Below are 25,228 nucleotides of genomic sequence, written 5' to 3'. Positions count from 1 at the left end.
AGAGGAAATTAATGATTAACCCAGCAGCGGACTATGATTCCCCCTGGAAAGACACCCTGGAATGGTACTTTGAGCCCTTCATTGCCCTGTGCTTTGCCCACATTCATAGTCAAATCAATTGGTCTCGTCCAAGTGAATTCCTCGACAAAGAACTACAAAAGGTGGTGCGAGACGCCGAAGTAGGACGTCGATGGGCAGACAAACTGGTTAAGGTCTGGCTCAACAATGGTCAAGAAACTTGGATTCTAATTCATGTGGAAGTCCAAGGGGAAAAACAGACGGAGTTTGCTAAACGGATGTACACCTACCATCATCGGATTAGCGGACGCTACAATCGACCGGTTGCTAGTTTAGCAGTCTTGAGTGATGCTAACCCCCAGTGGCGACCAACCCAATACAGTAGCGAAATCTTCGGCTGTAAAATCCAGTTCAATTTTTTGATGGTGAAACTGTTAGACTACAAACAGCAGTGGCCAGAATTAGAACAAAGTGCCAATCCCTTTGCCACGGTGATCATGGCTCACCTGAAAGCAGTTGATACTCGCAGTGATGGCCAGCAACGAAAAATTTGGAAAATGGCTCTGACCAGACGATTGTACGAGCAAGGGTATCAGCGACAAGACATCCTAAACTTATATCATTTCATTGACTGGGTAATGCATTTACCCTCAGCACTAGAACAAGCCTTTCGTGAAGAAGTTAACCAGTACGAACAGGAGGTCAACATGAAGTATGTCACGAGTATCGAAAGGTTGGGCATTAAGCAAGGTCGTCAGGAAGGTATTTTAGAAGGTCGTCAAGAAGGTCTTCAGGAAGGAGCTGAGCGACTGCTACTACGATTGCTTCAAAGGCGCTTTGGAGACCTATCCCCTGAAATTCAAGCTCGTGTGAAGGGGTTGAGTGTCGAAAAATTAGAACAGTTAATGGATCTGGCCATCGATGTAGACTCTCTTGAGCAATTAGTAGACCATTTGCCAGCACCCGAAGCCACTGATTAAAACAACTCCTGATAGAGAAGTACAAATTCTCTTCCCCCATACCCCACACCCCACACCCTATAGCCTAGATTCTGTGTAACCATTGAGTATAGGGATGCTGAACTAAATTGGAGTTGAAGTATCTCGGATCATCAGAGACTTCAACTCCAATCCATTCTGGTAGTTCAATGTCCTGATTTTCATCAGTTAGTTCAACTTCTGCCAAAATTAATCCTTGATTATCCCCAGCAAACTCATCCACTTCCCAAATCAAGCCAGCGTGTTCAATTTTATAACGAGTTTTCTCAATTAAGGGACCCTGGCACAAAGTATCGAGCATTTCTTGAGCATCCGAGCCTGGGATAGGGTACTCATACTCTTTTCTAGAAAAACCCACCTTGGGACTTTTGATAGTAAGATATCCTTGATCTCCCACCAGGCGCACCCGGACAGTAGTGCGGTTAGTTGTACGAATGTAACCTTGGCGATAAACACTACCAGTGCCTAGTTTCCGCCACTCTTCGCCTTTTACTAGAAATTTGCGTTCAATTTCCGTTGCCATGGGTAAAAAGTATAGTGTGAATGGGTATTATTAGTCATTGGTTAATTTAAAATTGACCATTGTTAATTGATTATTGTTGATTGTCAATTTTAAAATCAGAGCAAATCCGAACCATTATGCTTATTGCTATAGTAATCAAAAAGTTTACAATCTTGCTTATTTAGTTAGCGATTGCTTCATATTAAAAGACCAGAGTTAATCCGGATTCATTTATTGTCCGACGAAATATAAAAATAATAGATCCAATTTTATAGAGTTACTCATATATCAACTCATCCGTGCGGCTCAGGTAAATAACTAATGTACATAAAATTATTAGGATAAACGTCGATGTACCAACAATCAAAAACCGAAAATAGTGGAGCAGCAGCATTAATTGATGAAATGAAAAAATTTGCAAAATTAGCTGAAGAGTTAGAAAAAAAAACCAAAGAGTCTAGGGAACAAGGCTATTCAGGCAAAGGCCATAACATCTGGTGAACGAGTATAGTTAGGATAAAAGAAATATACTCACACTCTTATTGATTGGCTAAACTAATGTAGGGTAAACGAGTGTAGGGTGAACGGGTAAGTTAAAGATTTTCAGGTTTAGGAATTGGGATGACTACGAGCAAGATTTTCACCCGATTACCACACTCGGTCACCCCACACCCTCTTATCCTACAGCCGTCACGCCTTCAATCTCCTGATCGGCGAGATCATATAACTCCCGTAACTTCTGTAAGGTTTCGTGATCCGGTTCCCAGAATCCTCGTCCATTTGCCTCTAACATCCGGCCTACAATATTGCGAAATGCCTCAGGATTTGCCTGTCGCAACCTCTTGGCCATTTCTTCATCCAAGGCATAAGTATCTGCTGCTTGGTCATACACCCAGTTATCTTGAAAATCAGCTGTACCCCCCCAACCAATCAATGCTGTCATCCGTTGGGAAATCTCATAAGCTCCCCCAGACCCCTGATTGGCCATCGCCTCAGCCCACTTGGGATTAAGTAACTTTGTCCGATACTCCAACCGCAACAAATCCTCTAGCTTCCGGGGTGTAGTATCCTTTGAGAAACTTTCCACAAAACTGGCATTAACGGTCTTACCCCCTTGCTTTTCGGCTGCTCGCTTCAAGCCTCCAGTATTAGCATAGTATTCTTGAATATCCGTCAGCCCATATTCGACAGAATCAATTTCCTGGACTATACGACTGGTACTTTTTAGCAGCTGCTCCATGACTTCCGGACGGGCTTGACCTTTATCTTGCCGTCCATAACTAAATACATTGCGGCTTTGCCATGTATTCGCTAATTCATCCCCGGATTCCCAATTACCATCGACTACTTGGTCATTGACCAGAGAACCATAATCCCCGGCTGGATTAGAAAACAACCGAGCAGAAACATTGTCTACCCCTTGCGATCGCAACGCTAAGCCATGCTTGCGGATAAAATTCTCTTCCTCCGGTTCATCTGCCTCAGTCGCCCTACAAAACAAATCATCGAGCAGCTCAACAATATTGACAAAACTATCCCGAAAAATCCCTGAGAGATTTGCCAACACATCAATTCTAGGATGACCCACCTCAGCTAAGGGTATCAAACCATACCGTACAATCCGTCCCGTTCCCTCTTTAACAGGTACTGCACCTACTAACTCCAGTAAAATACCCAAGGACTCCCCACGAGTCTTGATTGCATCCAATCCCCATAGCATTACCGCAACAGTTTCCGGATACTCCTGATGTTCCTCAAGATGCTGGGCAATAATTTTCCTGGCCACCTCCCTGCCTCGTTCATAAGCTGCCGGAGATGGCATCCGATAAGGATCCAAAGCGTGAATATTCCGTCCTGTTGGCAAAACCCCAGGACCATCCCGCAACAAATCCCCCCCAGGAGCTGGAGGAATATACTCCCCATTCAACCCCCGCAACAAATTCGTCAACTCCTCCCCAGTCTGCATCAACAACTCACCAATCCGTAACGCCTCCTCAAGCTTCTCGTCCTCGACCTGTTCACGTGCTTCTGGTGTTTGGGATTCAAATTCTCCATCGACAATGGCTTTAACCATTGCTTCCGGGACATCTTCCCCAAAATAAGCCCTGAGGTAAGATTCTAACTGTTCCGAATCAGGCACTTGACCTAGAGTGTGCAGCCCAGAGGAAAACAACCGTTGTTCCACCACTAGCAGGTAATCGTACAACTTGACAAGATAGCGATTAAATGAATCAGCACTAAACATCTGGGCATTCTCTGGACTGAAAGCAATTCCCAAGCGCTTAGCATCCTCAAAGGGACAATCGGTATCTAACCCACTATCGACAATCTTTTTACAAATTGCTTCTTTCAAGGCATAATTCTTTTCAGGATCCTCCCGATACTCCGAGATTAAATCCCGTAGCACTACCAACTCCTTATACAAACCAGCCCGACCATAAGGGGGTACATTATGGGAAATCAACACCCCATAACCCCGACGCTTGGCCAACATTGACTCTGAAGGATTATTGGCGGCATAGATATACAGATTCGGGATATTTCCTAGCAAAATATCCGACCAAGAATACCCCGTATTCCCCAGGGGCGAACCAGGTAACCATTCCACGGTGCCATGCATGCCAAAATGCACCACCGCATGGGCATCAAAATCATTCTGTAACCACTTATAAAAGGCCGTGTACTGGGGATGTGGGGTCAAGTCTCGCTCAAACATCAGCCGCATTGGGTCTCCAGAAATACCCAGGGGTGGTTGTACCCCAATCCAGACATTTCCTAACTCAATTCCACCAATCTCGAACTCATCCCCATTGGTTTTGATTCCTGTACCAGTCAAGGATTGCCATTGTTTTTCAATACGGGTAGTTAGCAAGTAGCCTAGCCATTCTTGTAGGGTTTTAACGTTAACTGTGGTCGAAGGTTGAATGTTGAATGTTGTTCGCGTAGCGTGGCCTTTTGGCCAAGGTTGAATGTTGGTGGTTGCTGGTTGAATGTTGCTGGTTGAATGTTGCTGGTTAGAACATTCACCATTCAAGCTGTCACCATTCAACCCTTCGTCTGCTGCTTTCACCCAGCGGATTAGTTCTTCCCCATCTTCTGGTAATTCTCCAACAGTGTAACCTTGTTCTTTTAGAGCGTGGAGGAATTTAAGAAGCGATCGCGGTACATTCAATAAGGCTGCTGTTCCTGTTGCTCCATACCCAGGAGGGAAACCATAGAGAATAATGGCAATTCGTCTTTGGTCTGGTGGGGTTTGTCTGAGTTGAATCCAACGCTTTACCCGTCCAGTCAGTCGCTTAACTCGTTCGGGAATCAGATAAATATTTTCTCCGACTAAACCACCTAGGGGTACAGTATCAATTGCTCCATCCAATTCCGGCAATGCATATAATACGACACTTTGCAACCCCCCAATGCCTTGTCTTGTCCAAGAGTAAATATCTTGAATCAGTAGGGGTGCAGCAATAGTATAAGGGACATTCTTAGCAGTGAGAATACGTTTCGCTACAGCCACCTGTCTTCCTGCTTCCATAGAACCAGCTGGACCCCCTACCAACGGGAAACCGATGGTAGAAACAATGGCATCAACTTCTACAGCGTCTTGAGAGAGGGAAGGAGTTTCCACGTTATCCAGTTGCCGCTGTTGGGTTTCATAAGCAGATGTCATCCAATCCCGCACAGCTACATGACCTTCTACACCATTGATAAAGATCGGTAAAGGAGTTAATCCAGCTTCCTCAAAGTAGCGAATTAACTGGGGAATATAAGGTTGTTTTGTAACTACATGTTTGCGATAAAGCAGAATACCAACAACAGGGTTTTCTCTAGGGTTGGCAGGTTGAAGGTTAGTTGGTTGAAGGTTAGTTGGTTGAAGGTTAGTTGGTTGAAGGTTAGTTGGTTGAAGGTTGGTGGGTTGAAGGTTGGTGGGTTGAAGGTTAGTTGGTTGAGAGCGTAGCGTGGCCTTTTGGCCAAGGTTGTGTTGAGAAGCTAGCGGGCTGGTAGGGCTTTGCCCAATAACGTTTAATTGTTTAACTTTAAAGTTTTTGTACCATTCTAGGTATTGTCGTGGGGATTCAAAATACCCGTCGTAGTCCGGATGGAGTAGCCCCATGTTTGGAGTTTCCACTGGTGGCGGAATTTCTCCGACTTTCAGCTGTAAGTATTTCTCTGCCAGGGTCCAGAACATAGATGCCACATTGTCTGAGCCACCAGCATTCCAGTAACCGTAGATAATTAGCCAATTGCGCAAGTCTTGGACTTTTCTAGCAGGAATATATTTCAGCAGCTTCGGACCAATTTTCAAAAAGCTGATATAACCTGCTAAGCGGTCTTCTTCTCGTCCGTTGCTGAATTTGTCCAGGATGAATTTTACTGGCTTGGGCATCCCCTTGGGTTTATCCCCAATTTTGAACTGACCAATTTGAGTCAGGCTCATCAGTTCTAGAGCTGACTCGAATACCAAGCGGATGGGGATGTGTTGAATGCGATCGCGTAACCATAACACTTGGTCATAATCGAATAGTAGACTACCAAAGAAGACTTGGGCATCTTGGAGGGCAGCTTCTACAGTATCAGGGTTGGCAGTGATTTCGCGATCGCTAAATACTCTAATATCCAGTTCCGGACAGCGGGAGCTAGCTAACTCAGCAGCTTTGCGGTACAAGTCAGCGTTGAAGGATTCAAATCCTGCTATCAGTACAATGCGTTTCATGGAACCNCAGATCCAAGGACGCATACCTAAGCGGTAGCTCAGTTCCCACTCACGACCCATGTAGGCAAATACACCAATCAGGAAGTGGAACACTACCAACTGGTAAGGACCACCGTTGTAAAGCCACTCATCTAGAGAAGCAGCTTCCCAGATCGGGTAGAAGTGTAGGCCAATGGCGTTAGAAGAAGGAACAACAGCACCAGAGATGATGTTGTTTCCATACATCAGGGAGCCAGCAACGGGCTCGCGGATACCATCGATGTCCACAGGAGGAGCAGCGATGAAAGCAATGATGAAGCAGGTGGTAGCAGCAAGCAAAGTTGGGATCATTAAGACACCGAACCAGCCTACATAGAGGCGGTTGTTGGTGGAGGTGACCCAATTGCAGAACTGAGACCACACAGAGGTGTTGCTCTGCTGTAATACAGTAGTCATGTTCTTATGATTGCGGGTATGAATATGAACTTTTCGAGGTTCGTCCGGCTTGTGTGCGCCTTCATGTATTTATATTAAGCAATATATTTATTTTTGTAAAGGGGTTTTCGAGTAATTACCCCTAATATTATTAAATAATGTAAATAAGTAAGACTTATATTAGCTGAGTATTGACAAAAAGATAGTAATGTGAATGGGTAAAACAAAAATCGCCATACAAAAATAGCGATCGCAAAGAGTGACCTTTGCGATCGCTACTAGGACTTACTCCTTAACCCTCTCCCTAGGGTTACACTAACGGATTACCACTATACCGATAGGGTTTTTTGAGGTTTATTTGATTAATGATCAAACCACCCGATTATTTTGAATACACTGGGAATACCACTCAAAACTAGCTTTAGGAATACGCTGTTGGGTTGGGTAATCAATATAAGTAATCCCAAAGCGCCGATCATATCCCCAATACCACTCAAAGTTATCGATCATACTCCAGAGGAAATAACCATTAAGAGGATAACCTTCACTAACAGCGCGATGGGCTGCTTTGAGGTACTCTCGGAGGTACATAATCCTGTCCGTATCAATCACCTCACCCCTACCATTCAATTCATCCTGTGCCGCACAGCCATTCTCAGTGATAAACATCGGCAAATCCTGTCGCCCCAGGGTTTCACTGACATGACGAATCCCCCAATAAATGGAATCTGGTAGGATATTCAGCCAAGGCAGATTCATGCGAGGGTAGCCTTTGGGCATACCAAGGAACTCGTACCCCTGTGGATTGTCAGCAGCCCGGACATAGGTACCAGTGTAAATATTAAGACAAATCCCATCCAGAGGCTGATGAATAATTTGTAGGTCACATGGTCCGATGTCTGGGGCATTGTCTCCTAACACCTCAAGTAATTCAGGACTATAAGCACCAGTCAGAGCAGGGATAATGATACCGCCATTTTGCCCACATAAAGGGAATGCCTTTTTTGCTGCTGCCACATGGTACGGTGACTCATTGATTGGCACCGTGACGGACAAGTTATCCACTAAGGCTATAGAACAGGGAACCCGGGAAGCACTACGGATGGCTTGACAGCCCAAACCATGAGCTAAAAGGGCATGATGGGAGGTTTGCCATACCTGTTTGATGGATGTAACACGCCTACCCGGAGCATGGATCGGGTCGTGCTCAAACCCATAGCCTAAGTGAGTAAAACACATGATCTCATTAATGGTCATCCAATTAGTAATGCGATCGCCTAATTGAGTGACCACAGCAGTAACATAATCCGCAAAGTCAAAGGCCATCTGGCGAGAAAGCCAAGACTTGTATTTGTCTTCTAGGGCTTGGGGAGAGTCCCAATGAAATAGAGTGGCATGGGGAGTAATGCCATGATCTAACAAGCAATCCACCAAGCGCTTATAGAAATCAACCCCTTCCTGATTGACTTTCCCACGCCCGTCAGGAATAATCCGAGGCCAAGCAATGCTAAAGCGATAATCCTTGATCCCTAGTTTGACCATCAGCTCTATATCTTCTTTGTAGCGATGGTAGTGGTCACAAGCGACCGCACCGGTATCATCGTTAAGTATTTTTCCAGGGGTAGCACTGAAGGTATCCCACACACTAGGTTTACGTCCTCCTTCACTTACTGCTCCTTCAATCTGATAGGAAGCGGTGGCTACTCCCCATAAGAAGTTGTCTGGGAATTGGTAACTGATTCGATCGCCGTTAGTCATTAGTGCTTTGTTATTAAGACAGGGAGTTACGTACTAGATCATCCCACCTACTTTAGTGGTGGGACGAGTTAACCTATCCGCAATCAACGAAGAATCTTAACAGGAATGATAACTTTTGATCCACAGCTTCTCAGGAATTGGGTAGGGTCTTTTAGGGTTGGAAGTCCCCTGCCACTGAGCCGAAATCACTGATATATCAAGGCAGGGACCTTGAGGCCGATCAATTTAACCGACTACCGGTAGCCCAAAAGAGAAGCCACCAACAACCCGGCTTTATGATCCAGATTCACAGACCTTTACCAAGATTTTTAATGAAAATTTAAGATTTTTGACATTTTCGGTTATCGACAGGGATTTCGCCTATGGTAGAAAGTGCCAAGTCATACTTTGGCTCTGGCTTTTAACTCACCTGCTTATGCGGTTAAATTTTATGAGCATTTTGCCAAACTTTCTCCGTTCTTTGGTAATAACAATCCTTCTGAGCTTTATGGCTCCAGTGGCACTAGTTATTGGTTTACTGGCAGTTTTTGGTATAATAGGATACATTCCTGGCTTGACAGGGTTTGGTCTTACTGCCACAACTGAGCTATTGAAATTTCTGACTATTTTTGGTAACGGATCCCCAATTCAGGGAGTATTAGTGATTGCCTTTACCTGTAGCCTAGTCGGAGCATTATTTGACCTCTACGCCTGCGCCCGCTACCAAAATCTGAATGATAACTAAGTAGAATCGTAATCAAATTCGTTAAAATTCCCCTGAGGTATTGGGGATATGGTTGAGATTGAAATTATCTATTATTTATATCTGTACGGAAATTATCCTAATGGTTTAGGAAGGGAAACGAACTCCAAGACCTTTTCGGCGTTGATAGATTGATAACAGTTAGCCGATAAATTGCTAGTTTTATCAGCGGATTTTTCTGGCTAACGATTAGGTAAAAGCAAAATCGTGTAACTGAAATTGATAAAGATTGACAGAAAACTTGCTACTGGAAGGCTTGATCTGTCAATCTTTTTGTGATCCTTCAGCTATATCAATAGCTCAGAGCCCAGAGCTGAAGCCTTAGCCTTAATAAGCGGCCAGGCTAGTCTTGGATGCCAAACTCGCCACCACTTTAACTCCAAATTCCTCTTCAAATACCGATTTTTTATAATCCAAATTCCACAGTTCCAAAGCACAATCATCATTAGCAAAAGCTGGCACTAGATCTAGATGAAGTGCTTTATCATCGGATCGATAATCCGACTTAACTTGCCGAATTGCACCAATATGTCTACGGTCTAAAGCAATAGCTAACCGTAACAAAGCACTAAGCTGACTCACCAACAGGCGATGCTCTTGATTGGCCAGATTATTGTAATTCTCATGCTTTTTCTTGGGAGGACTCTTGCGATGGTAACGAGCCAGATTAGCAATGATTTCAATTTCTGGCTCCAGAAAGCCCAACAGTTCAGCATTGCGAATTAAGTAATAAGAATGCTTGTGGTGGGCCGAATGACTAATATACACCCCACAGTTGTGTAAAATTGCTGCTGCCCAAAGTAATTCCCGTGCCTGTGTTCCCCAATTGTGCAGTTTTCCTTGGGTTTGGTCAAATAAGCTCAGGGCAAAGTTAGCCACCCGCTGACTATAGTCCAGGTTGACCTGATATTTCCCGGCCACTGCGAGCACACTCCTTTCCCTGACCTCATCTTGGTAGCGTAGTCGGTCTTCAATCAAGCCATGGGTGAGCATCCAGTCAACGATTAAGCCTTCCCGGAGTGATTGTCCACAAATTACGATCGACTCCATTCCCAGAAGCTTCATAGCTTCTAATAAAATGATTGCCCCAGCAACAATAATTTCTGAACGCCTCTCGGACATCTCTGGCAGGGTTGAGCGTTCAGCCAAACTCATAGCAGCTAAGCGCTTGAGCATTTTTTCCAAATCTTGACGAGTCAGCTCATAACCCGTTAGGGGATTAGGTAACATACCCAGATTCTCATAGGCGTGCATCTTGGCTAGGGTCTCAATAGTGCCAGATGTCCCCACTAAACGAGGCTGTTCACTGAGTTTCAAGTTACCCTGGATGTCGTCAACAGCTCGCTCTAACATTCCCCTGACATAGGCTTGCAAATAGAGAAACTCACTTTGGCTGATCGGGTCTGTAGTGACAAACTCCTTTGTAAGACGAACGGCTCCTATCTTTGTGCTACTTAGGGAACGGGGGTTATGACGATCCCCGAGGATCAATTCCGTTGAACCACCACCAATATCAATAATGATATGGGGCTGGTTGTTGAATTCCATAGCTGACAACACACCTAGGTAGATGCGTCGTGCTTCCTCCTGACCAGAAATTAGGTTGACCAATAAACCCAATTCTGTATATACCTGATGTAAAAAAGCCTGGCCATTTGGAGCTTCCCGCACAGCACTGGTTGCTACAGCAACGATGTTTTCAGCATTGAGGCTGGCTGCCATTTCCTTGCAGCGTTGTAGAGTTGCGATCGCTCTATCCATGGCTTCGGGGGTCAACTCACCGGTCCGGGGGTTGCAATTTCCTAACCTGACCGTGTCCTTTTCTTTACCAATAATCGTGAATGCCGGGAGTTTGGGATCAATTCGCACCACCACCATGTGAATGGAATTGGTACCAATATCGATTGCAGCAATAATGCGCTCTTGCTCTTTGTCAGGAGTGGAAACATGTAGGAAAATGTCTTGGGTCAGTGAGTTAACCATATTGATGTATCCTGCTTACATATATCAGCCCGAAACCTATGAATAACGATATCTTTAAGGAGAATAACAAAAAATAGGCACTATCTCCTATTGTGAAATTCCTCTGATTCGAGGAAACAATCCGGAAAATTACCTACAAACAAAATTACCAACAAACAAGTAACCATTCCTGCTATGCTTACCCAGCCAAACCCCAATCCCATACCCACCTGGCTAGCCATTATGCGACTGTTGCGATGGGATAAGCCAACTGGACGATTCATTTTAATGGTGCCAGCACTGTGGGCAGTTTTTTTAGCAGCCCAAGGGAAACCACCCATTCCCCTGGTTGCGGTGATTATTCTTGGAAGCTTAGCCACCAGTGCTGCTGGCTGTGTAATTAATGACGTTTGGGATCACAATATTGATTCCCAAGTGGCGCGAACTCGCTCACGCCCTTTGGCATCCAAAGCCCTATCGGTCAAAGTTGGCGTAGTAGTTGCCTTAGTTGCTATGGTCTGCGCTGGGGTGATTGCTCTGTATCTTAATCCTTTCACCTTTGGGCTTTGCGTGGCCGCTGTACCAGTAATTGTGTTTTACCCATCTGCCAAGCGAGTGTTTGCTGTACCGCAACTGGTTATGGCAATTGCTTGGGGTTTTGCTGTACTGATTAGTTGGAGTGCCATTACTACTACTCTAGAACCAGCTACCTGGTTACTCTGGGGAGCAACGGTACTTTGGGCATTGGGATTTGACACAGTCTATGCCATGCCAGACCGGGAGGATGACCAGAGGATTGGGGTGCGCTCTAGTGCCTTGTTTTTCGGTAAGTATGCTGCTGATGCCGTAGGTGTGTTCTTTGCTGGTACTGCTAGCTTGCTTGCTGGCCTCGGGGTTGTGATGGATCTCCAACTGGGCTTTTGGTTAACCCTAGTGATAGCGACAGTAGTCTGGATTTGGCACTATACTAGACTACGAAAGCCCAATCATCCCACATCTGTCTATGGAGAGATTTTTCGCCAAAATGTCTGGATTGGCTTTTTGCTACTGGCGGGGATGATTATTGGTAGTCATTAGGGACTTGCGTCAAAAAAAAATACCAATTCAATTAAAGTGGGGTGGGCGAAGTAATCTCAAGAAAGTTGCTAGTTATTCTTAGAAAGATTAGCTCTTGATAGCAATAATCGAGAATTGAGTATCTAGTGATACTAAGCTTTGGTGTGTGGAAGGGATTTTGAGGTATTTTTTTAACTAGCTACTGATAACTAGCCACTTAAGTTAATCTAATCTAGAATACTCAACAAAACCAAACTTTTTTGGCCTACCCTACAAGCTAAAAGCTGGTATTGTGTTTCTTGGCTAGTCTCTTAGTATTTTAAAAATTGCTAACAGTTAATTGTTAATTAAAAACAGTTAATTTTTAATTGTTAATGAGCTGTTTTGCCTTTTGCATGCAATATTTTTGCCTAATGTTTCTTTCAGAGAAAAGATGGGAAACCTAATAGTGTGCAATTGTTAAAATAGTCCGAATCTGCTATTTTCTGTAGAGGTTAAAAGCATGAACATCAAACGATACCAGCTATCAATTATCAGTGCCTGTTTGTTTGCTCTCGTCAGCCCAACGGTGGGTTATTCCCAAGAAACTGAAACTATCCCTGAAGAGGCTGAGACTATTCCTCAAAAACCATTGACTATTCCTGAAGAGGCTGAGACTATCCTCCAAAACGCTGAGATTGGTTATACACCTGAGTTTGTCAATTTTTACATGGGGCAATGTGTTGGCACTAAGGGCTCAGAGGCTCAGGCTTTTTGTCAGTGTACCATTGATAAAATACAAGAAAAATACCCCTATGAAGAGTTTCTAAGTATTGGTCTGGAAATTACTGGTGGTGCGGAACCTCCTGAAGATTTCAATAAACTGATTAAGTCCTGTGAAGCGGAGAATTAGTGATTAGGTAAGCTATCAGCTATCAGCTTAAGCGCTACGCGCACGCTACGCGAACAGCTATCAGCTATCAGCTGATGCGCTATGGGCAGGGTTGAGGAGGAAACCGTTAAGAATAAAACAGGTAAGCATTCGAATAATGCTGAGTTACGTCTCCTGATCAGCTTTTACCCAGACTTTCAATTCTCATTAATCTCGAACTATTAAATTTGACCGTTTGCGCATTGCGCACGCTACGCTGGGTTTATTTTAAGCTGTTCGCGTAGCGTGAGCCTTTGGCTGACGGCTGACGGCTGTTCGCGCAGCGTGCGCGTAGCGCATATGCTTACCAAAAATTTTGGGTTTAAAGCCCCGTCCTTCTAGGACGGCTTTTTAATTGACACTTTTCTAGCGCCAGAGTATACTAGTAGGTAGTATGAGTACAGGCTGAAAAACCGCAGGCTGAGCCGGGAGAGAGACCCGTAACTTATCGACCTGAAAGAAGTAATGCTCCCAGGGCAGGGAAAATCCTCCTTAAAAACCCAATCATTGGCCGTAGGCCACGCTACGCGAACGACTACCAATCGGTGTGTGAACCCAGGAAAATCACAACTTGAGAGAAAAATGGTACGGTGGGGCACACCGGAACCAGGCGAAAAGGAAGGGAAACGGACTTTTTAAGGCACTTCCTAATTAAGTAGCCAAACGCTATAGTGAGAATCGCCCTCTGGGTCTACTATGAACTAAACTACATTCTTGGTCTTGACGGGTTTTTGGTTTAGATATTGCCTACTTTTTTGGCGGCGTCAAAGATTGGGACATAGTGGTTTAAGGCGGCTCGTTGATCTAGGAATCCCCGTTCTTCCAGGACGGGGAGTGTCAAGTTATTACTCACTACAAAACGGGCAATTTTTGATTATTAATTGCCATTGTTATTATGCCACCACCCTCAGGGCTGTTTCATTTTGGTCGGTTCAGCGAATCGAACAATAGAGAATGAAACAGCCCTGGGTTTATCTTGGGGGTAATCCATTGGCTCCGTTGAGTATACAGTTGACTATCGAGTACGGGGTTGACGGGAAATTTGAGCAATACCATGTCACCCCTATGCTTGTCAGCTCTATTTTACTGAGATGTCTCTCGTAGTAATACTTTCAGGAGTTTTATGCACCAGTAATACAAATTATAAATTATATCATATGATCAGCTCAGAAAAAGTACCCTTAAGGGTACTGCCAAGCTAAGGTTAGATCTGATATTCTATAAAAGGTGTTGATTTTCAGGTGGTCAAGTTAAACACGCTGCTTGAAACTGTCTAGGGTCTTGGATGATCCTAAAATTTGATTATAGGTATGGGTAACTCTAAATAGAAGTCTATAGAGTTAATCACTAAGAAATAATCTCCATAGTTATAGTAGTTGAAGTGTGCAAATCTTGTTTCAAAGTACACCAATTATTGACAGGGTCAATGCATCTAAATTACAAAAGCCTTACTCAGAAATAAATTCCAATTCATACCTAAACCAAAAATCAGATTAATTCCAGCTCTAGTAGGCATTTAAAACTTGGTGCATCTCACTTTTGTAAAGGTGCGTAGTTGCGTAGTGGACTGGCACACCTTAAATGTTGCTTTAGAAAAATACTAGGATCTAGTCGCACCTAAATGTTGCGTAGGGTGCTTTAGGGACGAGTTCGCCCTCATTTTCTCGGTAGCCAGTGTTAGGACAGTGCGTCCGATTGTAACCGGCAAGATGCCGGTTCCACCCAACGGGTCAAACAGGTTTAATGAGATGCACCCTTTAAAACTTCAATCCAGCAACGCCAGTAATCTTTATCAAGCCATAATTTTGAGTTCAATTAAAAAAGTATGTTGAGTAATTTTCTGCCAGATGACGTTAGTGAGCAAACTGAAGTTCAAACATCTTTTTTAAAGATTAGAGGGAAAAGTTTAATATTTGGTAATGTTGTGTACCAAATTCATAATATTACAAGTATTGGATTAGTTGATTTGAGCAGGAATGCTACATATAAAAAGCCAATGACCAAGCTTTCTATTGTTTTATTTATTATAATGATAATAGCTTTGGCTACTGTATTGTATGGATTTTCTTCAAACATAATTGTAGTTATAGCTATTGGAGCTTGGTTAATTTATGACTCTAAGAAAACTATAAATAAAAAAATAAAAAAATATGGAATGACTATTTATACAAATAATGGCCTGAATAAAATTTTAGTAAGTAGGGATAAAGAATTTATTAAAAACGTTATTTTGAGTTTGTATGGTGTGATGAATAGCAATGAACCCAAAGCTATTAATTATAACTTTGATAATAATAAAATTGAAACTTTGGACATGGGAGATATTGCTTATACTATAGTATCAGGTAATGTATCAGGTAATGTATCAGGTAATGTATCAGGTAATGTATCAGGTAATGTATCAGGTAATGTATCAGGTAATGTTGAAGGAGATGTTGTGAGCCGGGTTTAAAAATTATCACACTCTGATTATTGTCAATCTATTCAATGGATTAAGGAGCTCAAAGGTGGAAGATAAGTCGATTAAAAATCTTGATAATAATAATAATAAGAATAATGCCATTAATGTATCAGGTAATTTATCAGGTAATGTATCAGGTAATGTATCAGGTAATGTATCAGGTAATGTATCAGGTAATGTATCAAGTAATACATATAATAATTCAGAACAGAAAAGGAATCTTGCTGAAGCTGCAAGCGAGATTCAACAACTTCTAGAGCAGCTAGAAAAGTCATATTCCACCGAGACAATTAGTGGAAAGTTGAAAATTACAACTAAAGCCATAGAACATATTGAAAGCAACCCAAAACTGTCCCAGAAGATACTTAGTGCCTTAAAAGCAGGAAGCCTTCAAGCTTTGGCACAACTCCTCAATCATCCCACATCTAGTTTTTTTATTGCTGCTTTGGAAGAATGGGATAAAAACTAGGGCAAATGCATCTAAATTATAGAAGCATTACTTAGAAAAGATTATGAAATTGATGATATAATTATTTTTGCTTATATCATCAATTTCATAATCTAATATTTAGTTCTCAACTCAACCAGGATTGCTATCGAGTGTAGATTACCTCCTGCCCTTTTTTAACTCTGTCGAAATCACGTTTTTAAAATCAAACCCTGTAAAAAAAACGGCAATTTCCTAACCAGAACGGGATTTGGCTCCCTCACCCCTGAATTTTAGGGTCAAGAATGAAACAGCCCCCCGATCAAGCTCGGGGGGCTAATAATAATATTTCAGGCAAGCATCAATGCCTTAGCCTTTAGTAGTAACGGCTGCGGCTAACACCGTCATTGGGCTTGTGAATGATGAAGCTGAGAACTTGGCACTGCTTAACGTTATCAAAACCTACAACTCGGATATAGCACTCGCGGTATTCAGAGCGACACTCATCCACTTCAGCTAGCACATCTTTAGGTGAGGTAGCCTTGAACAAAGGCAGTTTCCATAATGTCCAGTAGTAAGTCTCTGGTTCAGAGGTTTCGTTGAACTCGATCGCAGGGATGTAACCTTCCGCTAAGATGTACTCCACTTGCCGCATAATCTGAGCGTCACTCAGGGGGGGTAAGTAGGAAAGGGTTTCGTAACGACGCTCTTTTGGTAATGTTTTCATAGATTTTGATTCTTTGTTTGATTCTCTGTTGAAGTATAGGTATGAAATTTGGGGGATAGTAGATCACTTCATCGGTTGAACCAATTAGGTGTCCGAATCAGTTTTCTGCTCAGAATTAGTTGGGTTATCTGGAAGAGTGAATTGCGTGATGCGCTCAAGATGCCGACGCCGATGTTCTATATTCGACTGCTGGATAGTGGTGCAAACCATTTCAGGTAAGAACTCGGCCACTTCGTCTGCGATATGTTGCCGCACAGTCATAATCCGCAACGCTAATTCAGGTTTAGCCCGCAGTAATTCCTCAAGATAAGCGTCTCCATCTTGGATACTTTGTTGTGAGGAAAAAGACTGTAGCCAAAGCGCTCGGGGAGGGTCGGTTTCTCTTAACTGGTTTACCACTGTCCGCAGTGCTTGATAGGTCATATAGCTAGCCAGCACCTTGGCTGTATCTTTCGCAACTCGTTTTAAATCCATGGTTGAACCCAGTCTTTTAGAAAAAGTTATGAAGTCTAAAGTATGACGTTTCATACTTCAAACTTCACACCTCAAACTGCATCAGACGGTATCCATTGCCTCGAACTCGAACTTGATTTCCTTCCACAGTTCGCAAGCAACTGCCAACTCAGGACTCCACTTAGCAGCTTCCCGGATAATGTCACCACCTTCACGCATCAGGTTACGACCTTCGTTACGAGCTTGGATACAAGCTTCTAGAGCTACCCGGTTTGCAGTAGCACCAGGAGCATTACCCCATGGGTGACCTAGAGTACCACCACCGAATTGTAGGCAGGAATCATCACCAAAGATTTCCACTAGCGCAGGCATGTGCCAAACGTGAATACCACCAGAAGCTACTGGCATTACACCAGGCATGGAAGCCCAGTCTTGAGTGAAGTAAATACCCCGTTCGCGGTCTTGCTCAATGTGGTCTTCCCGCATCAGGTCAACGAAGCCCATGGTGATACCTTTTTCACCTTCAAGCTTACCGACTACAGTACCGGAGTGGAGGTGGTCACCACCGGACATGCGTAAGCACTTAGCCAAGACGCGGAAGTGCATACCGTGGTGTTTCTGACGGTCAATCACAGCGTGCATAGCGCGGTGGATGTGCAGCAGAACCCCATTATCACGGCACCAACGAGCCAGAGTGGTGTTGGCGGTAAAGCCACCAGTGAGGTAGTCGTGCATGATGATGGGCATGTCCAGGGACTTAGCAAACTCAGCCCGCTTCATCATCTCCTCACAGGTGGGAGCAGTGACGTTGAGGTAGTGACCTTTGATTTCCCCAGTTTCAGCTTGGGATTTGTGGATTGCTTCTGCTACGAACAGGAAGCGATCGCGCCAGCGCATGAAGGGCTGGGAGTTAATGTTTTCGTCGTCTTTGGTGAAGTCCAGACCACCGCGCAAGCACTCATATACTGCACGACCGTAGTTCTTAGCGGATAGACCTAGCTTGGGCTTAATGGTACAACCAAGCAAAGGACGACCATACTTATTCAGCTTGTCCCGCTCTACAACAATTCCGTGGGGAGGTCCTTGGAAGGTCTTGAGGTAAGCAATGGGAATCCGCAAGTCTTCTAAGCGCAGTGCTCGCAGAGCTTTGAAACCAAACACGTTACCCACGATGGAGGTCAGCATGTTGGTGACTGAGCCTTCTTCAAACAGATCCAGTGGGTAGGCAATAAAGCAGATGAACTGGTTGTCTTCCCCACGTACTGGTTCGATGTCGTAGCAACGACCTTTGTAACGGTCTAGGTCAGTCAGCAAGTCAGTCCAAACTGTTGTCCAGGTACCCGTAGAAGACTCAGCTGCAACCGCTGCACCGGCTTCTTCCGGAGGTACACCAGGCTGCGGTGTTACGCGAAACGCTGCCAAAATATCCGTATCTTTTGGAGTATAATCTGGCGTATAATAGGTTAATTTATAGTCTTTTACACCGGCATCGTAGCCAGCTTTTGTCTGAGTACTGGTTGATGAGTAAGACATGCGTTGCTTCCTTAGGAACTACTGAATGTTGCTATCGCTAGAATAGATTTTCTTTTCTTAGTGTTGTGTGTTGCTCCTAGCTAAGAGAACAAACAACCCATCTAGGCTTGTTTTCTAAGCCTGAAGAAGGGCACAACACCGATTCCACAATCACCTGTTTGTGGCTAATGTTGGGGATTACCTGTAGCTTTACTTACTAACCCGACCGCTCCGCTGATTGCTCCAGGGTTGCTAGTGGGTCAAGTCGCTAAGGCAATTCAGAATTTCTTAATCATTTTGAAATATACCAGGTAATTGGATCACTTGAACCTCAAATATTCTTTAGGAATGTATCAGCTCCTCTTATAACGTGACGAAATGTAAATATTTATCACATTTTTGTAACAAAAACGATAAAATTGACTATAATAGGTTCCTTGACAAGGTTGGGCAGCGGGGCTTGTGACAGTAATTCCTGATCAACAAAAGACTTAATCAAGATGCTGAAAATAATGGCATGCTTAACTAACCGTATCGGCCTGGTAGTCAGTGCTACACTGCTGGGGCAAATCTTACCTGTGTCAATCCCAGACAGTGAGCCAAACAACTATTTATCATATTTTTCAACAGCGATCGCTCAGACACAGTTATCCACTAACTCGGTAAATAAAGAGGTATCCCCCCCCACCTCCGGGGGAAACCCTCCGCCTCCCACTAGACCTTTGCCTGATCAACGCCTCAGGCAAGAAACCCAGCCCCTGCCAGCAGATTTTCGGGTGTCTGCCTTGCAACCGGATTTTACTGGTGAGCTTTGGGTGGGCTCTTGGCTAGGATTAACTAGAATTGACCCTAATACTGGAAAAATCCGCACTCGCCTCAGTCTGCCGAATTACACTGTTGGTGCTATAACTCAAGACCGGGTAGGGCGGATTTGGGTAGGAACCTATGAAGGACTATTGCGTATAGACCCTCGTAATAATGAAATTAATGCCCAAAACTTTACCTTACCGTCTANCTTCATGGCAAAAAGAAAACCAAGCAGAAGGCTTGAAGTAAGGCTTGAGCCGGATGATGGGTAACTGTCAAGTCCGGTTCTTAGGGGAGGGGAGTAGAGTAATCTACAAACCTTACCCGACTTCACGTCCGGTTTTGGAGACGAGTCAGTAAGGTGACTTACTGGCTTAGTTTAATTCCAGAGTATCCGAACCGATAGGTGGAGTTGGGAAGAAGCCCACACTGTAATCTACGATTCAGTGTGGGAGTATGTCACTTGCGATGCCATGTGGTAACACCACCACCCTGGTCAATCAACGTAATCCCTTGAGCTTGCAAGTCATCGCGAATGCGATCGCTTAATTCAAAGTTCTTGGTTTTCCGTGCTTCAGCTCGCTGCTGAATCAGTGCCTCAATTTCCCCATCACTCAATCCATCCGTAGGAACTTCTGTTTCTTCTTCCGGTTGTGCTTCTAACCCTAATACCTCGGCTAATTCCACGAGACTACGCCATTGCTGCTCTAGTTCTGAAGCAGGAGTCTCTGTTTTACCCTGATGTACGAGGATATTGCCTTCCCGGCGTAACCCTTTGGCCACTTCAAACAATACCGCTAAGCCTCCTGCAAAGTTGAGGTCGTCATCTACGGCTTCTTGAAACTGTTGCGCTATAGTTTCTTTTCCCTGCAAAGGGTTTGAGGGTGTGGGTGTGGGGGACTGGTTATCCCACCCTAATTCTTTACCATAGTTATGTCCAAAAAGCAAGCCCTCTTTGAGAGTTTGCCAGCCATTGGTAGCAGATGCGATCGCATCATCAGTAAAATCTACTGGCTTACGGTATTGCGCCATTAACACAAATAAGCGCACTGCCATCGGGTCAACGGGACGGTCGAGTAAGTCTCGGATAGTAGTAAAGTTGCCTAGAGACTTAGACATTTTCTCTCCATCCACCTTAACCATACCATTGTGTAACCAATAACGGGCTAGGCTTTTACCAGTTACAGCTTCCGATTGAGCAATTTCATTTTCGTGGTGGGGGAAAACTAAGTCAGAGCCACCAGTATGAATATCAATGGTTTCCCCTAGCATATCTCGCACCATCGCCGAGCATTCAATATGCCAACCTGGACGACCTGCTCCCCAAGGGGATTCCCAGGAGGGTTCCTCTGGCTTAGCGCTTTTCCAAAGCGCAAAATCAAACGGGTCTTTCTTCTTAGGCTCAGTGGAGTCTGCTACATCTACCCGTCCACTGGCTCCTGCTTGCAAATCCTCTAACTTGCGCCCAGAGAGTTTGCCGTAGTCATCAAACCGACGCACTGAATAGTACACATCCCCATCCGCTTCGTAAGCATAGCCCTTTTGTTCCAACTCACACACCAGTCGCTTGATTCCATCTAAGGTATGAGTCGCGCGGGGGTAAGCATTAGCCTCTTGGACATTCAGCCTTGCCATATCTTCAAAATAGGCATCAATGAAGCGTTCAGATACTGCCTCCATAGAGGTGCCTTCCCTTCGCGCTCGGTTCAGGATTTTATCATCAATATCTGTAAAATTTTGGACATAATTCACATCATAGCCCCGCCATTGTAAGTAGCGACGAGCAGTATCCCAGACAATACAAGTTCTAGCATGACCCAAGTGGCAAAAGTCATACGCCGTAATGCCGCAGCAGTACATCCGGACTTTACCAGTTTCCAATGGCTCAAAGGATTCCTTGCGGCGGGTTAAGGTATTGTAAAGGTGTAGGGTCATGACAAAGAAAAGATAAAATCACCAACAGTGGGCTATAGATATACTATTGACATCCTCCCTGGTTATATCAAAGATTATAACCAGGGATTCCTAAGACTCACGACTTAGGTTTCTGTTTCCTTCTCCCCTTGGGGGAGTTTTTCGCACCAGCCTTCCGAGATTTACTCTCTTTCGCCGTAGGCGACGCTACGCGAACGGGTCTTACGGTCGCGTAGCAGACTGACACGGCAAGTCCTGCCGCCAAAATGTTAATTGATGCATTTATATCACGATTAGCCCGAAGGGCTACGCTACGCGAACGTGGTGAGCATTGCAGGATGGGCAATCCCATTCCCGAATATTCAAAGGTAAACACTCAAAACGATTTAGGCACACAGAACACAGTTTGCTACTAGGAAACCACTTATCAATGGCAATGGCTTCTCGATTATACCATTGAGACTTGTACTTAATCTGACGAATTATTTCCGCCCAGTTGGCCTCACTGATAACTTGAGCTAGTTTGTGATTTTTGACCAGATTTTTCACAGCCAAATCTTCAAACGCAATCAATTGGTTTTCTCTGACCAGTTGAGTAGTTAGCTTGTGGGGAAAATCTCGTCTAGCGTCTTTGATTTGTGCATGCACCCTGGCAACCTTTAAGAGGAACAGAACTAACGTCATTCAAAAAGAACAAGTCATCCTTTTTTTTCCATTCTGTCAACATTAAGGAAGTTTCCTTGTAGCTTATCCGTCGGGAGCGTTTGTACCAACCTGAAGTCCTAGCATCTAAAGCTTTGTTGTAAACAAGTCTTACACATCCTAGAGTTCTCCTCAGCAGAGTTTACTGTTCAGGGGTTGGATAGAAACGGTAACGGTAAGCTTTTTCGACCATTATTTACTCTTTAATATACATTCACATTTTAATCTATTCTGTGTAAATTGTCAAGTGGAGGTGCGACCCGTGGCGAATTTAATTACGGGTCAAGCGCACCTAGCAATTCATGAGGGGCTGTGTGGGTCACCTGCGTCCGCACTTTACACGCCCCGTCTCCCGTTATACCCGTAGGGTTAGCGGGAGATGAATTGCTGTTTCAGATAAAATACGATATCTTGGTAGATCTTGATTCTGAACTGTTTTCACAAGTTGCCTTATGCAAACTTTACCGACTGATTCCCCATCTGGTCAAGGGATGGAAGCTCCGAAACAAGGCTTACCCGTTACCATTATTACCGGTTTCCTGGGTAGCGGGAAAACCACCCTCCTTAACCATATCTTAAGTAATCAAGAAGGCGTCAAAACAGCAGTCCTTGTTAATGAGTTTGGTGAAATTGGTATTGATAATGAGCTGATTATCAATACTGATGATAATATGATCGCCCTGAATAATGGCTGTATCTGCTGCACCATTAATGATGATTTAATTGAAGCAGTTTACAACGTATTGGAGCATCCAGAAAAGCTGGATTATTTAGTGGTGGAAACCACCGGATTAGCTGACCCCTTACCAGTGGCGCTAAGCTTTTTGGGCACAGAATTGCGAGATATGACTCGTCTTGATTCTATTGTCACTATGGTAGATTCAGAAAACTTTAGTATCGATCTATTTAATAGTGACGTTGCAACTAATCAGATTGTTTATGGGGATATTATTATCCTCAACAAGACTGACTTGGTAGATCAAGCCAATGTAGACCAATTGGAAAGCAGGCTCAGAGATATGAAAACTGATGCTAGGATTTTGAAAACTACTAAAGCCCAAGTGCCAATTCCTTTAATTCTCAGTGTTGGTCTCTTTGAGTCCGATAAGTATTTCGACAGCAAAAGATCAGATCATGATCATCACCACCATGATCATGACCATCATCACCACCATGACCATGATTGTTGTGATGATGATCATGATCATGACCATCATCACCACCATGATCATGACCATGACCATGACCATGATCACGCTCATCACCATCACTCCGATCACCTAGAAATTGACGGATTCACGTCTCTTTCTTTCGAGAGTGACAAGCCCCTAGGGCTTCGGAAGTTTCAGGATTTCCTAGACAATAAGTTACCCTCTAATGTGTTCCGCGCTAAGGGAATTCTCTGGTTTGATCAAAGTCCTCACCGTCACATATTCCACCTCAGTGGTAAGCGTTTCTCTATTGAAGATGATGAGTGGAAAGGTGAACCAAAAAATCAATTAGTCCTGATTGGACAAGATTTAGATCATGATACATTACGTGAGGAATTAAACCAGTGTATCTCTTCAGAGTCTACCAATACAGGGACGGGGATTTGGTAAGTAATTGTTGAATTAAGAATGAATAATGGTGAATTGAGAATTAATAATTGAGAATTAAGAATGGTGAATTAAGAATTAAGAATTAAGAATTAAGAATGGTGAAGGCAGAATTAAGAATGGTGAAGGCAGAAGCCAGAAGCCAGAAGCCAAAATTCTAAATTATACCTAAATTCCCAATTCTTAATTCACCATTCCCAATTCCCAATTCCCAATTCTCAATTCACCATTCCCAATTCACCATTCTTAATTCACCATTCTCAATTCACCATTCCCAATTCACCATTCTTAATTCACCATTCTTAATTCACCATTCTTAATTCACCATTCTTAATTCTTAATTCACCATTCTTAATTTCCCAAAAAAAACTTTTATAAAACCCTTGACAAAACTAATTATAATCATTACAATAATCACTATAAACCCGATGAGTTGGATTTTTTATTCATGTCACAAAAATTTTCCCGAAATTTCAAAAAACAACCTGCTCACCACGTCTTAAAAGGTTCTCGTGAAGCCGTAATCTATAGCATGCAGATGCTTTATTCCCTAGGCTATGCGGAGATTGCAGAATGGACTCCTCTGGAGAAAACTGATGTTCCCGGGGAAGTGATGACTACCATAACCAAGTATTGGCTGTTGCCATAACACCTTAACTTTCTGGGGGGGTTTCCCCCCCTTGGCCAAGTCACCTTTGGCCAATCCAATCTGATCACATCGGGTTAGAATTGGGAAGTTAGTGACATCGCGATTTCAACTGACTTATTGTGGATTTTAAATAGCCGTGGATAGTATTTCTACGGCTATTTTTTTGTAAGTATTTAGCTATCAGCGGTCAGTGGTCAGCGGTCAGTGGTCAGTGGTCAGCTTATTTTATTCAAAAGCACCGATTGCGCGTAGCAAATTAACTGTTCGCGTAGCGTGTGCGTAGCACATAAGCTGTTCGCGTAGCGTGCGCGTAGCGCATTAGCTGACGGCTGAATGCTTAGCTAATACCTATGATAATTGCTATAATTAAGGTTAAGTTTATAAAACTAAAACGCTGATGACAGGAAGTAATATTAGACAACAACTCTTAGACCATATTGAGGCATTACCTGGAGAAGAAGTCAAAACGATTCTCTTACAATGGCTAATTATCCCATCTAGTAACTTAGAAGATTTTGAAAAATTACTGACCAATCAATCCAACCAAATAACAGAAGAATCCTTTGATTACGGAGAGATAGACTCAGGATTAAATTTTCAACCTCTCACTGAAGAGGAAATGGTTCAGCAAAGTATATTAGCCCTGGAAGCTTATCGTCGTAATGGTTCCTCAGTAGATCATAACCGTGTGCGCGAATGGGCAGATAGCTTGACCTTGCTAAGATACTATTAGCCTTAAATGATATAGCATTTATCATAGTAATGAGGTACACAGTTTTTTTCCCTATTCCCTATTCCCTATTCCCTATTCCCTATTCCCTATTCCCTATTCCCTATTCCCTATTCCCTATTCCCTATTCCCTATTCCCTATTCCCTATTCCCTATTCCCTATTCCCTATTCCCTAT

At 43.6% G+C, this 25,228-nt stretch carries 20 protein-coding genes and 2 pseudogenes; 12 read left to right on the top strand and 10 right to left on the bottom strand.

Features of this window, described 5'->3' with window-relative positions; genetic code table 11:
* Window positions 1-998, top strand: a 998-nt coding sequence (locus F6K57_RS09225; protein ID WP_293066810.1) for a DUF4351 domain-containing protein, incomplete at its 5' end; no start/stop codon positions are given.
* A 64-nt stretch (window positions 999-1,062) separates the two neighbouring features.
* On the opposite strand, the gene F6K57_RS09220 is transcribed toward F6K57_RS09225, so the two are convergent.
* Window positions 1,063-1,539 carry a CYTH domain-containing protein gene (locus F6K57_RS09220; protein WP_070392218.1) on the bottom strand — a complete coding sequence of 159 codons (477 nt, stop codon included), beginning with the start codon at window positions 1,537-1,539 and terminating at the stop codon, window positions 1,063-1,065.
* 330 nt (window positions 1,540-1,869) lie between these two features.
* On the opposite strand from F6K57_RS09220, the gene F6K57_RS09215 reads away from it, so the two are divergent.
* A complete protein-coding gene (locus F6K57_RS09215) occupies window positions 1,870-2,019 on the top strand; it encodes a hypothetical protein (protein ID WP_293066807.1) in 150 nt (49 codons plus the stop codon).
* A gap of 175 nt (window positions 2,020-2,194) precedes the next feature.
* On the opposite strand, the gene F6K57_RS09210 is transcribed toward F6K57_RS09215, so the two are convergent.
* The 3 genes and pseudogenes from F6K57_RS09210 to F6K57_RS09205 all read right to left on the bottom strand — a co-directional run bounded on the left by F6K57_RS09210 (window position 2,195) and on the right by F6K57_RS09205 (window position 8,401).
* Complete coding sequence (locus F6K57_RS09210) at window positions 2,195-6,229, bottom strand: cobaltochelatase subunit CobN (protein ID WP_293080803.1); 4,035 nt, start codon at window positions 6,227-6,229, stop codon at window positions 2,195-2,197.
* Between the two features lie 9 nt (window positions 6,230-6,238).
* Window positions 6,239-6,664 (bottom strand): annotated as a pseudogene (locus F6K57_RS41920) (Photosystem Q(B) protein 1); the annotation flags it as partial.
* A 348-nt stretch (window positions 6,665-7,012) separates the two neighbouring features.
* The gene (locus tag F6K57_RS09205; RefSeq protein ID WP_293066802.1) at window positions 7,013-8,401 is read right to left on the bottom strand and encodes a GH1 family beta-glucosidase; all 1,389 of its coding nucleotides are present in this window, start codon (window positions 8,399-8,401) and stop codon (window positions 7,013-7,015) included.
* 430 nt (window positions 8,402-8,831) lie between these two features.
* Between F6K57_RS09205 and F6K57_RS09200 the strand changes: the two genes are divergently transcribed.
* A complete protein-coding gene (locus F6K57_RS09200) occupies window positions 8,832-9,125 on the top strand; it encodes a hypothetical protein (protein ID WP_075902885.1) in 294 nt (97 codons plus the stop codon).
* A 345-nt stretch (window positions 9,126-9,470) separates the two neighbouring features.
* On the opposite strand, the gene F6K57_RS09195 is transcribed toward F6K57_RS09200, so the two are convergent.
* Window positions 9,471-11,126, bottom strand: a complete 1,656-nt coding sequence (locus F6K57_RS09195) for a Ppx/GppA phosphatase family protein (protein ID WP_293066797.1) — start codon at window positions 11,124-11,126, stop codon at window positions 9,471-9,473.
* A 174-nt stretch (window positions 11,127-11,300) separates the two neighbouring features.
* Here F6K57_RS09195 and F6K57_RS09190 point away from each other — a divergent pair, with 174 nt between their 5' ends.
* The 5 genes from F6K57_RS09190 to F6K57_RS09170 all read left to right on the top strand — a co-directional run bounded on the left by F6K57_RS09190 (window position 11,301) and on the right by F6K57_RS09170 (window position 16,001).
* A complete protein-coding gene (locus tag F6K57_RS09190; protein WP_293066794.1) occupies window positions 11,301-12,182 on the top strand; it encodes a 4-hydroxybenzoate solanesyltransferase in 882 nt (293 codons plus the stop codon).
* 481 nt (window positions 12,183-12,663) lie between these two features.
* A complete protein-coding gene (locus F6K57_RS09185) occupies window positions 12,664-13,053 on the top strand; it encodes a hypothetical protein (protein ID WP_293066791.1) in 390 nt (129 codons plus the stop codon).
* Window positions 13,054-13,536: 483 nt separating this feature from the next.
* Window positions 13,537-13,710 (top strand): hypothetical protein, encoded by a 174-nt coding sequence (locus F6K57_RS09180; protein ID WP_293066788.1) that lies wholly within the window; start codon window positions 13,537-13,539, stop codon window positions 13,708-13,710.
* Window positions 13,711-14,896: 1,186 nt separating this feature from the next.
* The gene (locus F6K57_RS09175) at window positions 14,897-15,523 is read left to right on the top strand and encodes a DUF6232 family protein (protein WP_293066785.1); all 627 of its coding nucleotides are present in this window, start codon (window positions 14,897-14,899) and stop codon (window positions 15,521-15,523) included.
* A 55-nt stretch (window positions 15,524-15,578) separates the two neighbouring features.
* Window positions 15,579-16,001, top strand: a complete 423-nt coding sequence (locus F6K57_RS09170; RefSeq protein ID WP_293066782.1) for a hypothetical protein — start codon at window positions 15,579-15,581, stop codon at window positions 15,999-16,001.
* Window positions 16,002-16,335: 334 nt separating this feature from the next.
* Here F6K57_RS09170 and F6K57_RS09165 read toward each other — a convergent pair whose 3' ends face one another.
* The 3 genes from F6K57_RS09165 to F6K57_RS09155 form a co-directional block, all read right to left on the bottom strand.
* Window positions 16,336-16,686 (bottom strand): ribulose bisphosphate carboxylase small subunit, encoded by a 351-nt coding sequence (locus F6K57_RS09165; RefSeq protein WP_293019099.1) that lies wholly within the window; start codon window positions 16,684-16,686, stop codon window positions 16,336-16,338.
* 84 nt (window positions 16,687-16,770) lie between these two features.
* On the bottom strand, window positions 16,771-17,160 hold the full coding sequence (locus F6K57_RS09160) for a chaperonin family protein RbcX (RefSeq protein ID WP_293066830.1): 390 nt from the start codon (window positions 17,158-17,160) through the stop codon (window positions 16,771-16,773).
* A gap of 81 nt (window positions 17,161-17,241) precedes the next feature.
* Window positions 17,242-18,672 carry a form I ribulose bisphosphate carboxylase large subunit gene (locus F6K57_RS09155; protein ID WP_075902873.1) on the bottom strand — a complete coding sequence of 477 codons (1,431 nt, stop codon included), beginning with the start codon at window positions 18,670-18,672 and terminating at the stop codon, window positions 17,242-17,244.
* Between the two features lie 479 nt (window positions 18,673-19,151).
* Here F6K57_RS09155 and F6K57_RS41915 point away from each other — a divergent pair, with 479 nt between their 5' ends.
* A complete protein-coding gene (locus tag F6K57_RS41915) occupies window positions 19,152-19,730 on the top strand; it encodes a two-component regulator propeller domain-containing protein (protein ID WP_364302025.1) in 579 nt (192 codons plus the stop codon).
* Window positions 19,731-19,917: 187 nt separating this feature from the next.
* Here F6K57_RS41915 and cysS read toward each other — a convergent pair whose 3' ends face one another.
* A complete protein-coding gene (cysS, locus tag F6K57_RS09150) occupies window positions 19,918-21,393 on the bottom strand; it encodes a cysteine--tRNA ligase (protein ID WP_293066778.1) in 1,476 nt (491 codons plus the stop codon).
* A 97-nt stretch (window positions 21,394-21,490) separates the two neighbouring features.
* A pseudogene (locus F6K57_RS09145) lies at window positions 21,491-22,213 on the bottom strand (RNA-guided endonuclease TnpB family protein).
* Between the two features lie 313 nt (window positions 22,214-22,526).
* On the opposite strand from F6K57_RS09145, the gene F6K57_RS09140 reads away from it, so the two are divergent.
* The 3 genes from F6K57_RS09140 (at window position 22,527) to F6K57_RS09130 (ending at window position 25,054) form a co-directional block, all read left to right on the top strand.
* On the top strand, window positions 22,527-23,675 hold the full coding sequence (locus F6K57_RS09140) for a GTP-binding protein (RefSeq protein ID WP_293066775.1): 1,149 nt from the start codon (window positions 22,527-22,529) through the stop codon (window positions 23,673-23,675).
* Between the two features lie 445 nt (window positions 23,676-24,120).
* Window positions 24,121-24,321: a hypothetical protein gene (locus F6K57_RS09135; RefSeq protein ID WP_293021272.1), complete on the top strand. Its 201-nt coding sequence runs from the start codon at window positions 24,121-24,123 to the stop codon at window positions 24,319-24,321.
* A 397-nt stretch (window positions 24,322-24,718) separates the two neighbouring features.
* Window positions 24,719-25,054 carry a hypothetical protein gene (locus F6K57_RS09130; RefSeq protein ID WP_293043674.1) on the top strand — a complete coding sequence of 112 codons (336 nt, stop codon included), beginning with the start codon at window positions 24,719-24,721 and terminating at the stop codon, window positions 25,052-25,054.
* Window positions 25,055-25,228: the final 174 nt, after the last annotated feature.

It is taken from the genome of Moorena sp. SIO4A5 (genome assembly GCF_010672005.1).
Lineage (GTDB): Bacteria > Cyanobacteriota > Cyanobacteriia > Cyanobacteriales > Coleofasciculaceae > Moorena.
Note: the sequence above shows the minus strand (reverse complement) of the source record. Positions and strands in the feature narration are given on the sequence as shown.